This is a genomic window from Parafrankia colletiae (genome assembly GCF_001854655.1).
GTDB lineage: Bacteria > Actinomycetota > Actinomycetes > Frankiales > Frankiaceae > Parafrankia > Parafrankia colletiae.
The window spans coordinates 82,378-97,433 of the sequence record NZ_MBLM01000025.1 but is presented as its reverse complement, the minus strand read 5'-3'; the positions used below and the strand labels follow the sequence as shown (position 1 = coordinate 97,433).

The following is a 15,056-nucleotide window of genomic DNA, read 5'->3' as shown; positions in this document are numbered from 1 at the left end:
GGGGCCAACACGGGTTCTCCGGGACGCCGTGGGCATCCCGGAGAACCTGAGGTCATACAGGTCAGACCGCGGTGCCGACGGTGTCGGGCTGCGTCTGCTCCTGGGGGGCCAGCGCCTCGTCCGCCGCGGGGACGGCCGGCTCCGCCGCCGGCGCAGCGGCCTCTGGCGCAGCGGCCTCTGGCGCCGCAGCCTCGGCCGCCGGTGCCGCAGCCTCCGCCACGGGCACGGCCGCGTCGGCCGCCGGCGCGGCATCCCCGCGCAGCAGCGCCTGCTCCCACTCCGCCAGCGGCTCGTCGCCCGTGGACTGCTCGGGCTTCGCCTCGGCGTTGCTGGACGCGCCGGCACGGGACATCAGGCCCTCGGCGACCGCGTCCGCCACGACCCGGGTCAGCAGGGCCGCGCTGCGGATGGCGTCGTCGTTACCCGGAATCGGGTAGTCGACCTCGTCCGGGTCGCAGTTGGTGTCGAGGATCGCCACGACCGGGATGCCCAGCTTGCGGGCCTCACCGACGGCGATGTGCTCCTTCTTGGTGTCGACGACCCAGACCGCGCTCGGCACACGGCTCATGTCCCGGATACCGCCGAGCGTGCGCTCGAGCTTCGCCTTCTCCCGGGTGAGGACGAGCTGCTCCTTCTTCGTGCGCACCTCGGTGCCGCCGGTCAGCTCGATCTCCTCCAGTTCCTTGAGCCGCTGGAGCCGCTTGTAGACCGTGGAGAAGTTGGTGAGCATCCCGCCCAGCCAGCGCTCCTTGACGAAGGGCATACCGACCCGCTGGGCCTGCTCCTCGATCGCTTCCTGGGCCTGCTTCTTCGTCCCGATGAACAGGACCGTCCCCCCGTGGGCGACCGTCTCCTTGACGAAGTCGTAGGCCCGGTCGATGTAGGACAGCGTCTGCTGCAGGTCGATGATGTAGATCCCGTTGCGCTCCGTGAAGATGTAGCGCTTCATCTTCGGGTTCCAGCGCTTCGTCTGGTGCCCGAAGTGAACGCCGCTCTCGAGGAGCTGCTTCATGGTGACGACGGCCATGATCCCGTCGCTCCCTTCCCGCCCGGCACGTCAACCGGGACGCCTCGGTTGTGACGGCTCCGGCGACAGCCGGAGCCCCTGACGCCTGAGCGGCCGTGGCCGCCGTGGAAGGCACGGCGGACCGAGGAGGCCCTCCCGGTCATCACCGGGAGCAGGCGTGCGAACTGAGTCCTTTGGTGGTCGAGATCGGTCGCGACCGATCTCGACCAGTGCCGGGGACCACGCGGCGCAAACCCCCTGGCATCAGAGGCCCAGGAGATTGGCAGCGCCGGGGTGACCCCAGCTAATGGACTCCATGTCGATGATACCCGGCCCTGCTGACGGCTCCCCTGGCGGCGGCCGGCACCACCCGGCCGCCACTCCGACCGTCCCACGCTGGTCGGGACCCCCTCGGGCTCCGATCGACCCAGCTCATACCCCGGTCCGGGGCGGGACGCCGGCGGCCCGCCCCGGCGCTCGGGCCRCGGCGGGGAGCCGGAGGTCCGGCGGATCCGAGCGGCCTGGCCCGGCCCACCTCGGCCCCCAGCCGGAGGACCACCCCTTGAAGACCACACACAGACACGAACAACGCTCTTTCATTTCAGGTTATCCACATTTGCCTTCACAGATCTACTTTTGCCTTCGATACGGAGCATTCTGATGTGGCTGGCAGTTCAGGCCCCCGCCGGCCAGCCGGGCGGCGGTCGGATCCAAACCCGACAGGGATCCGACCGCCGTGCCGTCATCACTGCTGTGGCCGCGTCACCGGCCCACATCCAGGCCTGCCCGCTGACGCCGACCGGGCCCACCAGCGACCGGACGGCGGCAGCCCCCACCGCCGATCTGGAGGCGACGCGTCATGCCACGCCGATCCCGCTGCCACCTGGCCTGGCTGGTCATCCCCGCCCTCGCGATGCTGATCACGACCATCGGCCCGGGGCGTGTGCCCGTCCGGGCCCTGTCGGAAGCCGGCCCGCGTGCTCCGTCCGCTCCGCCTGTCCCGTCCGCTCCGCCTGCCCCGTCGACGCCGCCAGCACCGGGCCCGCCCGGCCTGGCCGGCAACGACGACTGGAGGTTGCCGCTTCTGCCGCCGGTTTCGGTGGCCCGGGGCTTCCAGGCACCGGAGCATCCCTACGGCCCTGGACATCGTGGGGTCGACCTGCGCTCGGCTGCGGGGGGCCAGGTCGTTGCGGCCCGGTCCGGCGTGGTCGGGTTCGCGGGATGGGTCGGCGATCGATGGGTGGTGACCGTGGTCCACGATTCGCTGCGGACCACCTACGAACCCGTGCGGCCGCTGGTGCGTGAAGGCGACCCGGTCGCCGCCGGCGCGGTGATCGGGCTGCTCGACGCCGGTCACCCGGGCTGCGCCGAGGCCGCCTGCCTGCACTGGGGAGTGCTGCGGGCCGCGGAGTACCTCAATCCCCTCGGCTTCTTCCGCAGGACCCCACCCCGGCTGCTTCCCTTTCTCTGAGGAGATTCCGGTCCGCGGAGGACAGTGCCGCCCGGTCCGGTCAGAAGCTCCCTGACCGGACCGGGCGGCACGCTTCCGCGGCGCCGGACGACGCGGACCTGTCAGAGCCCGGTCAGCTTCCCCTGGGTGGGGCTCGCGGCGGACTGCCTTCGGCGACTCTGCGAGGAGGAGGAGCGGCCGAGCGCCGTCAGCCGGTAACCGGCTCGGGTCACCTCGACCAGGCCCTCCACCGTCAGCGGGCCGAGCAGGGCCAGCACCGTGCCCGGTGGGCAACCGACGCGGCCGGCCAGTTCCGCGACACCCACGGCGGAGCGGGCCGGCATCACGTCCAGTAGCTCCAGGACAAGATCCGACAACCCGTCACGAGCGAGGACGGGGCCGGTCGAACGGTCCTCCAGTTCGCCGATACCGCCGATCTCCTCACAGACGTCACCTGCGCTCGTGACCAGCACCGTCTCCTCCCGGTGGTCCCGCAGCAGCCGGTGGCAGCCGGCGCTCATCGCGCTGGTGACCGGCCCGGGCACCGCCATGACGGTGCGACCGAGACGACGGGCATGGCGGACGGTGTTCAACGCTCCGCTGCGGAGCCCGGCCTCGACCAGCACCGTGCCGGAGCCCAGTGCGGCGATGATCCTGTTCCGGGTCAGAAAGCGCCGTCGATACGGCGGGCTTCCCGGCGGTGTCTCGCTGAGGACGAGACCGTTCGCGGCGATCTCGTCGAGCAGGTCGGCATGGGCCGCCGGATAGGGCACGTCGACACCGCCGGCGAGCACCGCGATCGTCGGGCCCGTGCCGGCCAGCGCACCGCGATGGGCAGCCGCGTCGATGCCGAACGCCGCACCCGAGACGATCGTCCAGCCCCGCTCGGCCAGCCCCAGGCCGATCTCCTCGGCCTGGCGGGTGCCGTAGTCGGTGGCCGCCCGGCAGCCGACGACCGCCACTGCCCGCGGGGCGATGTCGCCGAGGGCGGCCTCTCCCCTGGCCCACAGGACAAGCGGCGCACCGACGTCAGAGTTCCCGACGCCGCTGATCCGGTCCAGGGCGTCGAGACCGGCCGGCCAGTCCACGTCGCCTGGGCAGATCGGGCGTGCCCCGACCCGCGCGGCGGCCTCGATGTCCTGCTCCGGGTCGATGCCCGGGTGCTGCGACCGCAGCCGCTCCCACAACACGACGTCACCGAAGGTGCGTAGCTGAGCGTTCAGGTCGGAACGGGCCTGGCCGGCGATGCGGCTGAGCCCGATCCGCGCCAGCGTCCGTGGAACGGCATCTCCCCGCGCCACGGACACCCGCGGCGTGGGCTGTTGATCCATCAGATCCGTCAGATCACTCATGCCGGCCTCCGGGCAGACGGAGGTCGAGCGCCAGCCCCACCTCTTCGGGGCCAGGACGCTCCTGGCCGTTGAGATCCGCGATGGTCCAGGCGACACGGAACACCCGGTCCAGCCCCCGGGCGGTAAGCAGGCCCCGCTCGAAGGCGCGGTCCGCAAGGCGGGTGGCCTCCGAACGCAGCGGCCAGCGACGCCGGAGTGAGGGGCCGGGGACCTCCGCGTTGCGACGCCAGGGAGTTCCGGCGAAGCGACGTTCCATCACACGCCGCGCCTGGTGGACCCGCTGGGCGGCGGCGGCCGAGGAGCCCGCCAGGTCCCGGTCGGCCCTGAGCTCGGCGCGGCTGGGTGAGGTCAGCGCGATCTGGATGTCGATCCGGTCCAGGAGCGGCCCCGACAACCGGGCGAGGTAACGACGGCGCGCGGTGCTCGGGCAGTCGCAGCGGAGATCACGAGGACCACGCGCCCGAGAGCACGGACACGGGTTCGCGGCAAGGACCAGCAGGAACCGGGCCGGAAAACGGGTCGTCGCACGGGCTCGGGCGATTTCGACCTGGCCGCTTTCCAGCGGCTGGCGCAGYGCATCCAGTGCACTGCGTCCAAATTCCGGAGCCTCGTCAAGAAAAAGGACGCCGTGGTGTGCCTGGCTGGCAAGCCCTGGACGGATGATCGAGGAGCCCGAGCCGACGAGCGCGGCCGGAGTGGCCGAATGGTGCGGGCTCCGGAACGGAGGCCTGGTCACCAGCGGCTCGCCCACGGGGAGGACGCCTGCGACCGAGTGCACGGCCGTGACCTCCAGCGCCGCTGCCGTGTCGAGAGCCGGCAGCAGGCCGGGCAGCCGTTCGGCGATCATGGTCTTGCCGGTGCCGGGAGGGCCCTGCAGATACAGGTGATGGCCGCCGGCCGCGGCCACCTCGGCCGCGAGGCGCCCCCGGGCCTGACCCGCGACGTCCGAGAGATCCAGCTCGGACGGATCAGGACGGGCCGCGGGCGCCGCCTCCGGCAGGACCTGGTCGAGGCGGGGGCGGCCGCGCAGCAGGTCGAGCACGCCCGCGAGGTCGTGCATGGGCTCGATCACCGCGCCTGGCACCAGCGCGGCCTCCCGGGCGTTCGACGCCGGGACGACGATGCGCTCCAGCCCGGCCCCGACCGCCGCGAGCACGGCCGGCAGGACACCGCGCACCGGGCGGAGCCTCCCGTCGAGGGCGAGTTCACCGATCAGGATCCGGCCGGCCAGGGCCGCACGCGGCACGGCGCCGGCCGCGCCCAGGATCGCTGCGGCCATGGCGAGATCGAACGCGCTGCCCGACTTTGGCAGCGTCGCGGGGAAGAGGCCCACGGTGATCCTGCGGTCCGGCCAGCGCTCGCGCGAGTTCACCACCGCGGCACGCACCCGGTCGCGCGCCTCGTGCAGAGCCGCGTCGGGCAGGCCGATCAGTGTCAGTCCGGGCAGGCCGTTCGCCAGATCGGCCTCCACCTCGACGAGGTGCCCTTCGATACCAACCACGGCGACAGCCAGAGAACGGGCGAGCGCCATCAGAAGGCTCCCCGCAGGTGATCCACGCGCACCGCGCCCTGCTGCTCCCGAGAGACCGAGAGCACGTCGAAGCGCACGATCGCGGGCGGCTGGGGATGCTCCGCCAGCCAGCGCACGGCGAGCCGCCGGATCCGGGCCGCCTTGCGGCCGGTGACCGCCTCGGCGCCGCTGCCGTATCCGGTACCAGCACGCGCCTTCACTTCGCAGAAGAGCAGAAGGTCGCCTTGGCGGGCGACGATGTCGATCTCGCCCTCGCGGCAGCGCCAGTTCCGGACGAGGATCTCCGCGCCCTCCGCGCTGAGATGACGGGCCGCGACGTCCTCACCGAACCTGCCGAACCGCTGACTGACCCGCATCCGAGTCTCCGTCCCACCGCGGGTCGATCGCCCGTCGGTGAGATCAGGTTGCGTGTGCTCAGGCCGCGGATGCGGCTCGGACGGTTCCCTGTGGACAACCTGTTTCCGTCCACAGCCCCTCGGCGGCCCTCGTCCCCCGCGTGACCGCAGGCGCACGCGCGAACATCGCGAAGGGCAGCCCCCAGCAGCCCGCTGACCGCGGGCCGAACCGCCGACAGCGCGGGACGGACGGGGCCGGAACGGGCACGACAGGCGGAGCGGAACGGAGCCCAGGCAGCCGGGTCCCCGATCTCAGTGCCAGGCTTCGGGGTTCAGAGCTCGGCTTTGGTCAGTTCCTCGACGTTGATGTCCTTGAACGTGACAACCCGAACGTTCTTCACGAAACGTGCAGGACGGAACATGTCCCAGACCCAGGCGTCCCGCAGGGTGAGTTCGAAGAAGACCTCGCCGTCCGAACTGTTGCGGACCTCGATCTGATAGTCGTTCGCCAGATAGAACCGCCGCTCGGTCTCGATCACGTACGAGAACAACCCGACCACATCGCGGTACTCGCGGTAGAGCTGGAGCTCCATCTCGGTCTCGTACTTCTCGAGATCCTCCGCGCTCATGCGCTCTCCGTGGCGCCATGCAGGCTGGTCATACCAACTCTGTCCTCCAGCCGCAACGATCGTGTCTTTCCTGCCGGCGCCGCCTGAGCGGCGACGTTGACGTAGGACAGGCGGTGCTCCTCGCACGGCCCGTACCGCGCCAACGCGGCGTTGTGCGCCGCGGTGACGTACCCCTTGTGCTGCGCGAAATCGTACTCGGCATGCCGCTCGTGCAAACTACGCATGATCCGGTCTCTGGTCACCTTGGCCACGACCGACGCCGCGGCGATGCACCCGACAACACGGTCCCCCTTGATCACCGCCAGCGACTCCACCCCGAAGCCCGCGACTGCGAACCCGTCCGTCAGCACGTAGCCCGGCCGGACGTCGAGTGCCGCCACTGCTCGGCGCATACCCATGATGTTGGCCACATGCACACCGATCCGGTCGATGTCCGCCGCGGAGACCACGATGGTCGCCACCGCGGCGGCACTCGCCAGGACGTCGGCGTAGACCTCCTCGCGGATGCGCTCGGTGAGCAGCTTCGAGTCGGTGAGCCGGTCGAGCAGCCGCGTCCGGCGCAGGTCGAGGACCACCGCGGCCACGACCAGCGGCCCCGCACATGCGCCCCGGCCAGCCTCATCCACACCGGCCACCGACCCAAGACCGCTGCGGACCAGCGCCCGTTCGTAGCCGAAGAGGCCGGCGTCGCTGCGAATCGCCGCCCCGCGCACCTGCGTCGAGATCAGGGCGAACCACCCGCGTCACGCCACGGCCACCTGTCCCGCCCGCGCGTCCCGCTCCGCTCCCGCTGACCGATGGCCCGCCGACCGATGGCCCGCCGCCCTGTGCTCGGGCGTTCCGCGCTCGACCGGCCCGAGTCCGGTCGCCGCCGGCCGGTACGGCGGCGGAGCGGAACCACGAGGGCCAGCGCGGCGAGGGGGGTCAGCAGCGCGTCCGAGGACCCGAGCGGCCCCGAGGCAGCGGGCTGAGGCGGCCCGGCGCCAGCGCCAGGCAATGCGGGAGCACCCGTCGCGGACGGCACACCTGAGAAGGTTCCCGGCACTGACAGCATCCCGAACCGGCCGAGTGGCCAGACCCGGACGAAGGCCCGACCGATCACCTTGTCCTGCGGAACGGGGCCGTTCTGGCGGGAGTCGGAGGAACGGGAACGGTGGTCACCCATCAGCCACAGGTCGCCGTCCGGAACGGTGATCGGCCCGAAGTCACGGAAGTCGTTCTCATAGACGTACGGCTCGTCGAGAGCCTTGCCGTTCACCGTCACACGCCCCGCGCCGTCACAGCAGGCGACGACGTCGCCGCCCACTCCGATCACCCGTTTGATGAAGTCCTTCTCGCTCGGCGCGCCGAGCCCCAGGAGCTCCTGCACGTTGCGGACGAGACGGCTGAACCCGTTACTCGGCGGCGAGACGACGACGGACTCCCGCTCGAACCCGGTGCCCTGGCCGTTGAACACGACGATCTCGCCACGGTGCACGTCACGGAAGTGGTAGACGACCTTGTTCACCAGGACCCGGTCGTCGATGAGCAGTGTCCGCTCCATCGACTCGGACGGGATCCAGAACGCCTGCACGAAGACGGTTTTGATCAGCAGCGCGAGCAGGAAGGCCACCAACACGAGGATCGGCAGCTCGCGGAGGAACGAGCCACGCCCGTGGTCCCTTCCACCTGCCGGCCGGGAGACCCGCCGCCCCGTGGCGGCCGACGTGCCGCCGCTCTCCTCGCCGGCGTGCGGTCCGGCCGAGGACGAATCGCCCGGACCGTCGTCGGCAGCGTCGGAAACGCTGAGCACGTCCGTCTGGTCCACGGCAGGGCCCTCGGCACCGGGGAGATCACCGCGGCCGGCGCCGGCTGGCGCCGGAACGCTCCCGGCGGGGCCGTCGAACGGCTCGGGCAAGCCGCGGTCCGATCCACTCACTGCGCCACCTCGTCAGGTCGGCCGTCGTTCGTCATGAGACGGGCAGAGACCCGCCAGGGCCGCGACCTGACGAGATCAGCCCGCGGCCTGACCATCCTGATGCACCGCGCGCGCGGTGGAGTGGTTTCGCACCCGGCAAGTCGCCCGGTGTCCGCTTTGAGGGGGACACCGGTGGACGACCCACCCGGGAAAATCAGCGGCCGACCGGCTCGCGCTTCTCCTTGATCTTGGCGGCCTTGCCGCGGAGCTGGCGCAGGTAGTAAAGCTTCGCCCGACGGACGTCACCGCGGGTCACGACCTCGATCCGCGACACGATCGGGCTGTGGAGGGGGAAGGTCCGCTCCACACCGACGCCGAAGCTGACCTTGCGGACCGTGAAGGTCTCCCGAACGCCGCCTCCCTGGCGGCGAATCACCACGCCCTGGAAGACCTGGATGCGCTGGCGGTTGCCCTCGACCACGCGCACGTGGACCTTCAGGGTGTCGCCCGGCCAGAACTCCGGCACGTCCGTCCTGCGCGACTCGGCGTCGAGGCTGTCCAGGGTGTGCATGGCAGTCGCTTCCTCAGGGTTGTCACAGGCAAATACATCGAACGGGCCCAGGGCCGTGCCCGGTCAGCTACCTGGGCCCTCCGGCCACATGGCGCGCGCCGCCGCCCCGGCACGGAGCCGGGCGGGCAGACGCCAGAACGGCGGAAAGCCAGGACAGCGGGGACCAGGCGAGCGGTCCAGTGGGGTGCGCCGGTTCGTCGGACCGACAACGCCGACCGACAGTGTGAGCGGACAGTCGCCATCAGTGGATGGTGCCATCGATGGTAAGTGCCAGCGGACAAGGTCAGTGAACAGCGTCGGTCATGAACCGGCGGACACTGCATCCTACTGTGCCACACGAATGCGGTGTCCGGTCGGTAGCCCCGCTCCGGTCAACCTGTGCTGCCCGCCGGACCGAGGCTCACCGGAGCGGGGTCCACCGGAGCAGGCCGTGCCAGCACCGAGCGATCCCGTTCCGACAGATCGACGCGTTCCAGCAGCTCGGGGCGCCGACGGCCGGTACGCAACAGTGCCTCGTCCCGCCGCCACCGGGCGATGGCCGCGTGATCGCCGGAGCGCAGGACCTCCGGAACCGCACGCCCCTCCCAGACCGGCGGACGGGTGTAGACCGGCCCCTCGAGGAGGCCATGCGCGAAGGAGTCGTCCGTCAGCGACTCCGCGTTACCGACCACTCCCGGCAGCAGCCGAGTGACCGCCTCGACGATGACCAGCGTGGCGGCCTCTCCCCCGGCCAGCACGTAGTCACCGATCGAGATCTCGTCATCCGCCCATGCGTCGACCACACGGCCGTCGATGCCCTCGTAGCGGCCGCAGCAGAAGACAAGCCAGTCCTGCGCGGCAAGCTCAGCAGCGTAGCTCTGGGTGAACGGCCTCCCGGCCGGCGTGGGGACGACCACCCGGGGCCGGCGGGACGGATCACGCTCGCAGACCTCGCGAAGCGCGCCGTCCCACGGCTCGGGCCGCATCACCATGCCGGGCCCACCGCCGTAGGGCGAGTCATCGACCGTGCGGTGGATGTCGTGCGTCCACTGCCGCAGGTCGTGCGTGTGAATGTCGACCAGATCCCGCGCCGCCGCCCGCCCGACCAGGGCCAGTTCCAGCGGGCGCAGGTACTCCGGAAAGATCGTCACGACGTCGATGCGCATCCGCTGCCTTCGTGCCTGAGGTGTGYCGTGGCCCGGAAGAACACCTGCCGGGCCCTGCCGCGGCGCCGCGCCGGCAGATCCGTCGTGCCCGGCAGGTTCCGTCACGCACGGCAGATCAGTCGTGCTGCCCGGCAGACGGTCGCGCCGCGAGGTCAGTCGAGGTCGAGCAGGCCCGGCGGCGGGTCGACCACGATGTGGCCGGCCTTCGGGTCGACGGTCGGCACGATCTCGCGGACGAACGGGACCAGGTACTCCCCACCGGCCGCTCGGCTGATCGCGAGGATCTCGCCTGCCGGGGAGTGAACGACGTCGGTGACGTCACCCAGCACCACGCCGTCGGGAGTCCGTGCCTGCAGGCCGACCAGGTCACGATCCCACCAGGTCTCACCGTCGTCGTCCTCACCGGCCACCGTCGGTGGACCGGACTCGTCGGAGTCGATGGTCAGCAGGCTGCCCCGCAGCGCCTCGGCGGCACGACGGTCGGCGACCCCGACGAACCGCACCAACAGACGCCCGGAATGCCACCGGGAGGTCTCCACCCGCAGGACCGACCCGAAGGGCGGCACAGTGACGGCGTTCGGCGACGCGGGCCCCTCTCCCGTGTTGGGACCGCTCCCGGCGGAGGGCGTGCCCACCGCCGCCGCCCGGTTCTCCGCGGCCTGGCGGACCAGGGCGGACCCGGGCGCGAAGCGCCGCTCCGGAAGGTCGGTACGGACGTCGATCGTCACATCCCCACGGATGCCGTGGGGACGCCCGACCCGCCCGACGACGACGGGTTCACCCATGGGACGCGGCAGCGTGCCCACGGGCGCCGACAGCGGGCATCAACGGTCCACGTCGACGACGTCGATGCGCAGACCGCGACCGCCCACACCGCCCATCACGGTACGCAACGCCCGGGCGGTCCGGCCGCGGCGGCCGATGACCTTGCCGAGGTCGTCGGGATGGACCCGTACCTCCAGCGTCCGGCCGCGCCGGTTGCTCGACAGATCGACCCGGACATCGTCGGGATAGTCGACGATGCCGCGGACGAGATGTTCGAGGGCCGCCTCGAGCACTTACTGTCCCGCGGCCGGCTCTGCCGGCGCCGCCTCGGCGCCGTCGGCAGCGGCCGCCTTCTTGGCCTTCTTCGGGGTGGTCGCCGGCTTGTCGTCGGCCGCGGCCGCCGCCCGCGCCGCCTCGGCGAAGACCTCACGCTTGTCGGGCTTCGGTGCCGGGAGCCTCATCGGCGGAGGAGCCGGCAGGCCCTTGAACTTCTGCCAGTCACCGGTGACCTTGAGGATCGCCAGGACCGGCTCGGTCGGCTGGGCGCCGACGGACAGCCAGTGCCCGACTCGGTCCGCGTCGACCTTGATGATGCTCGGGTCGGACTTCGGGTGGTACTGCCCGATGGCCTCGATGACACGGCCGTCCCGCTTGGTGCGGGCGTCGGCGATGACAATGCGGTAATGCGGCTCGCGCATCTTGCCGAGGCGCTGAAGTTTGATCTTTGTTGCCACGGTGGTCGAACGACTCCAGACATATCGGTGACCACCGGAACACACGGGAGGACCGTGGCGCCCCGATGGCGGGAGAGCACCGCCGGCGRCCGACCGCAACGGAACTCCCTCAGGGAGCCGACCCGAGCGGCCACACCGACGCCGGCAGGCAAGGCCTGTATGACCTTACAGTCTGCCAGATCACCCGCCGGGACAACGCCCGGGGGCTCGCCACGCTCGAAGGGACCCGGAGAACACCGCGCGAACACCACTCTGCGGTGGAAGTCAGCGGCCCTTCCGGGGCCCGTGCCCCGGGTTCCCACCGGCACCGGGGCCGCTCCCGCCGGCGTTGCCCCCGCCGATCCCGTGCTGCTGCATGAGGGCCGCGAGGTCGGGCATCCCCTCCAGGTCGGCACCGCCGGTGCCCGGGCCGAGGGCCGGTGGGCGATCCTGGCCCGAGCGGCGCTCCTGCGCCTGGGCTGCCCGGGCCGCCGGGTTTCCGCTGCGCCGCGCGCCCTTGCCCTTCTTGGCCGCCTTGCGCGCCTGCGCGGACTTCCCCCGCCCCATGCCGGGGATGAGGCCGGCGCCACCGGCCATCTGCCGCATCATCTTGCGGGCCTCGCCGAACCGGTCGAGCAGCTGGTTGACCTCGGTCACCGTGACACCGGAACCGCGGGCCACCCGGGCCTTGCGGGAGGCCTGGAGGATCTTCGGGTCCTGCCGCTCCGCCGGCGTCATGGAGCGGATGATGGCGACGACCCGGTCGAGGTCGCGGTCGTCGACCTGGGCCAGCTGGTCCTTGATCTGGCCCATTCCCGGCAGCATCCCCAGCAGGTTGCCGATCGGGCCCATCTTGCGCACGGTGAGCATCTGCTCGAGGAAGTCCTCGAGGGTGAACTCCGAGGCGGCCATCTTGGCGGCCATCGCCTCGGCCTGCTCGACCTCGAAGGCCTTCTCCGCCTGCTCGATGAGCGTCAGAACGTCGCCCATGCCGAGGATGCGGGAGGCCATCCGCTCCGGGTGGAAGACGTCGAAGTCCTCGAGCGCCTCGCCCGTGGAGGCGAACATGATCGGCGCCCCGGTGACCCGGGCCACCGACAGCGCGGCGCCGCCGCGGGCGTCACCGTCGAGCTTGGTCAGCACGACGCCGGAGAAGCCCACCCCGTCGGCGAACGCCTGGGCCGTGGAGACCGCGTCCTGACCGATCATCGCGTCGAGGACGAAGAGGATCTCGTCCGGAGAGACCGCGTCCCGGATGTCGGCGGCCTGGCGCATCATCTCCTCGTCGACGCCCAGGCGGCCGGCGGTGTCGACGAGGACCACGTCGAAGACCTGCCGGCGGGCGTGCGCGAGTGCGTCCCGGGCGACCCGCACCGGGTCGCCGACGCCGTTGCCGGGCTCGGGCGCGAACACCTCGACGCCGGCGCGCGCGCCGACGACCTGGAGCTGGTTCACCGCGTTCGGGCGCTGCAGGTCGGCGGCCACGAGCAGCGGGGTGTGCCCCTGGGTCTTCAGCCATCGGCCGAGCTTGCCGGCGAGCGTGGTCTTACCCGTTCCCTGCAGGCCCGCCAGCAGGATCACCGTGGGCGGCGTCTTGGCAAAACGCAACGTGGTCGTCCCGCCGCCGAGAACGGCGACGAGCTCCTCGTTGACAATCTTGATGACCTGCTGCGCGGGATTCAGCGAAGTGCTGACCTCGGCGCCACGGGCACGCTCACGGATCGCCGCGACGAAGCTGCGGACGACCGGCAGGGCGACGTCGGCCTCCAGCAGCGCCACCCGGATCTCACGGGCGGTGGCGTCGATGTCGGCGTCGGTCAACCGCCCCCGGCCGCGCAGCGACGTGAAGACCTTGTCGAGGCGGCTGGAAAGGGTGTCGAACACGCGCACACACTCCGAGATCGCAGACGGACCGCAGGCACCAGCGTACGCATCACCCGCTGATCCGGAACCGGGGGCCGCGCGGCAGCGGCGCTCCCCGCCGGCCACACGGCAGCGCTGCCCAGCCCGGCGAGGCGTGCCCGCACGGAACCCGGCATGACGCCGGACGGCTCCGCCCTCTGCGCTGAGGAGGGCGAGACACCTCGCCGGAGGCTCACAAGCCCGACTGGATGGACCAGGGACAAGGCCTGGGCGCGGCTGGCCGCGGATCGCGGGCGAACCCGGTGCAGTTCCGGACGCCAGACGGCACGGGAGACCAGTACGACCTGGAAACCAGTGCAGCGCTGACGCCGAGAGAGCACCGAGCCCGGCGGATCCGCGTACGCGGAAAGCGTAGATCCGCACCCGCCCACAGGGGAAGAGCGCGGACGCCCAAGAATGTGGTCCCTGCGTCCGCAGAGGTCAGGGAAGACGGATCGATCGATCCGGCCGTCAGGCGGAGTCGCCCACGAGTGCGTCGACGAAGGCCTCGGGCTCGAACGGCGCCAGGTCGTCCGGGCCCTCGCCGAGACCGATCAGCTTGACCGGCACGCCCAGCTCGCGCTGCACCGCGATGACGATCCCGCCCTTGGCCGTGCCGTCGAGCTTGGTCAACACGACGCCGGTGATGTCGACAGCCTCGGTGAACACCCGCGCCTGGACGAGGGCGTTCTGGCCGGTGGTCGAATCCAGCACCAGCAGCACCTCGTCCACCGGGCTCTGTTTGCCGACCACCCTTTTGATCTTGGTCAGCTCATCCATCAGGCCAACTTTCGTGTGCAGCCGGCCGGCGGTGTCGACGAGCACTGTGTCCGCGCTGTCCTCGATCCCGCGCTTCACCGCCTCGAACGCGACCGACGCCGGGTCGGCGCCCTCCGCGCCGCGGACGGTCGTCGCACCGACCCGGCCGCCCCAGGTCTCCAGCTGGTCCGCCGCGGCGGCCCGGAAGGTGTCCGCGGCGCCGAGCACGACCGACCGTCCGTCCGCGACCAGCAGCCGGGCGATCTTCCCACAGGTGGTCGTCTTACCGGTTCCGTTGACTCCCACGACCAGCACGATGGCGGGACGGTCGGGCGCCGAAGTGCGCAACGACCGGTCCATCGCGGTGCCGACCTGGGCGAGCAGCTCGTCTCTCAGCATGGCGCGGGCGTCGGCCGCGGTGCGGGCGCCCAGGACCCTGGTGCGCTCACGCAGGGCCTCCACCATCTCCGTGGTCGCCGCGACGCCGACGTCGGCGACCAGGAGCGTGGCCTCCACGTCCTCCCAGGTCTCCTCGTCCAGGTTGTCCCCGGACAGCAACGCGAGCAGGCCACGGCCCAGGGCGTTCTGGGAACGGGCGAGCCGGGCCCGCAGGCGCACCATCCGGCCGAGCGCCGGGGCGGGGACGTCCAGCGGGGTACGCGGGGAGACGATCTCCGGCTCGGCGGACGGCTCGGCGGAGGGGGCGGGGACGGCGGGTGCCGGCTCTGCCTCCTCGACGGGCGCGGGCGCCCTGACCGCTGTCGGACCGGACAGATCCGCCCGGGTCTCGCCCGTGGGCAGGACCGGCGGGGCATCACCGAGGGTGCCGGCGACGGAACCCGGTGGCTCGGTACCCCCGCGCCTGCCGGCGTGGCCCAGACCACGCGGGCCCCTGCGGGTGCGCCCCCGCAGGGCGCTGCCGGCGACGAGGCCGACCACACCCACCAGGGCGACGGCGATGAGAACGATGAGGATGACCAGCTCCACGACACGATCCTTAC

The 15,056-nt window shown here is 71.7% G+C and carries 15 protein-coding genes; 1 reads left to right on the top strand and 14 read right to left on the bottom strand.

Features of this window, described 5'->3' with window-relative positions; translation table 11 throughout:
* Positions 1-61: 61 nt before the first annotated feature.
* Positions 62-1,027, bottom strand: a complete 966-nt coding sequence (gene rpsB / locus CC117_RS04740; protein WP_071082528.1) for a 30S ribosomal protein S2 — start codon at positions 1,025-1,027, stop codon at positions 62-64.
* Between the two features lie 838 nt (positions 1,028-1,865).
* On the opposite strand from rpsB, the gene CC117_RS04735 reads away from it, so the two are divergent.
* Positions 1,866-2,477, top strand: a complete 612-nt coding sequence (locus CC117_RS04735; protein WP_071082527.1) for a M23 family metallopeptidase — start codon at positions 1,866-1,868, stop codon at positions 2,475-2,477.
* A gap of 101 nt (positions 2,478-2,578) precedes the next feature.
* Here the strand turns inward: CC117_RS04735 and dprA are convergent, their stop codons facing one another.
* From dprA to ftsY, 13 genes are all read right to left on the bottom strand, one after another.
* Positions 2,579-3,808 carry a DNA-processing protein DprA gene (gene dprA / locus CC117_RS04730; protein WP_407673470.1) on the bottom strand — a complete coding sequence of 410 codons (1,230 nt, stop codon included), beginning with the start codon at positions 3,806-3,808 and terminating at the stop codon, positions 2,579-2,581.
* Complete coding sequence (locus tag CC117_RS04725) at positions 3,801-5,339, bottom strand: YifB family Mg chelatase-like AAA ATPase (protein WP_071082526.1); 1,539 nt, start codon at positions 5,337-5,339, stop codon at positions 3,801-3,803. The genes dprA and CC117_RS04725 overlap by 8 nt, the downstream gene beginning before the upstream one ends.
* Positions 5,339-5,695 carry a YraN family protein gene (locus CC117_RS04720; protein ID WP_071082525.1) on the bottom strand — a complete coding sequence of 119 codons (357 nt, stop codon included), beginning with the start codon at positions 5,693-5,695 and terminating at the stop codon, positions 5,339-5,341. The genes CC117_RS04725 and CC117_RS04720 overlap by 1 nt, the downstream gene beginning before the upstream one ends.
* Before the next feature lie 311 nt (positions 5,696-6,006).
* Positions 6,007-6,303 carry a DUF2469 domain-containing protein gene (locus tag CC117_RS04715; protein WP_018640602.1) on the bottom strand — a complete coding sequence of 99 codons (297 nt, stop codon included), beginning with the start codon at positions 6,301-6,303 and terminating at the stop codon, positions 6,007-6,009.
* Positions 6,300-7,016 carry a ribonuclease HII gene (locus CC117_RS04710; RefSeq protein WP_071082524.1) on the bottom strand — a complete coding sequence of 239 codons (717 nt, stop codon included), beginning with the start codon at positions 7,014-7,016 and terminating at the stop codon, positions 6,300-6,302. Before CC117_RS04710 ends, CC117_RS04715 begins: the two co-directional genes overlap by 4 nt.
* A gap of 11 nt (positions 7,017-7,027) precedes the next feature.
* Complete coding sequence (lepB, locus tag CC117_RS04705; RefSeq protein ID WP_071082523.1) at positions 7,028-8,221, bottom strand: signal peptidase I; 1,194 nt, start codon at positions 8,219-8,221, stop codon at positions 7,028-7,030.
* 193 nt (positions 8,222-8,414) lie between these two features.
* The gene (gene rplS, locus CC117_RS04700; protein WP_018640599.1) at positions 8,415-8,771 is read right to left on the bottom strand and encodes a 50S ribosomal protein L19; all 357 of its coding nucleotides are present in this window, start codon (positions 8,769-8,771) and stop codon (positions 8,415-8,417) included.
* A gap of 371 nt (positions 8,772-9,142) precedes the next feature.
* Positions 9,143-9,916: a tRNA (guanosine(37)-N1)-methyltransferase TrmD gene (gene trmD, locus CC117_RS04695; protein WP_071082522.1), complete on the bottom strand. Its 774-nt coding sequence runs from the start codon at positions 9,914-9,916 to the stop codon at positions 9,143-9,145.
* Positions 9,917-10,068: 152 nt separating this feature from the next.
* The gene (gene rimM, locus CC117_RS04690) at positions 10,069-10,701 is read right to left on the bottom strand and encodes a ribosome maturation factor RimM (protein ID WP_071082627.1); all 633 of its coding nucleotides are present in this window, start codon (positions 10,699-10,701) and stop codon (positions 10,069-10,071) included.
* A 39-nt stretch (positions 10,702-10,740) separates the two neighbouring features.
* Positions 10,741-10,974 (bottom strand): RNA-binding protein, encoded by a 234-nt coding sequence (locus tag CC117_RS04685; RefSeq protein ID WP_006544182.1) that lies wholly within the window; start codon positions 10,972-10,974, stop codon positions 10,741-10,743.
* Positions 10,975-11,415 (bottom strand): 30S ribosomal protein S16, encoded by a 441-nt coding sequence (gene rpsP / locus CC117_RS04680; RefSeq protein WP_071082521.1) that lies wholly within the window; start codon positions 11,413-11,415, stop codon positions 10,975-10,977.
* Positions 11,416-11,679: 264 nt separating this feature from the next.
* Positions 11,680-13,278: a signal recognition particle protein gene (ffh, locus tag CC117_RS04675; protein ID WP_071082520.1), complete on the bottom strand. Its 1,599-nt coding sequence runs from the start codon at positions 13,276-13,278 to the stop codon at positions 11,680-11,682.
* A gap of 489 nt (positions 13,279-13,767) precedes the next feature.
* A complete protein-coding gene (gene ftsY / locus CC117_RS04670) occupies positions 13,768-15,042 on the bottom strand; it encodes a signal recognition particle-docking protein FtsY (protein ID WP_071082519.1) in 1,275 nt (424 codons plus the stop codon).
* Positions 15,043-15,056 lie beyond the last annotated feature (14 nt).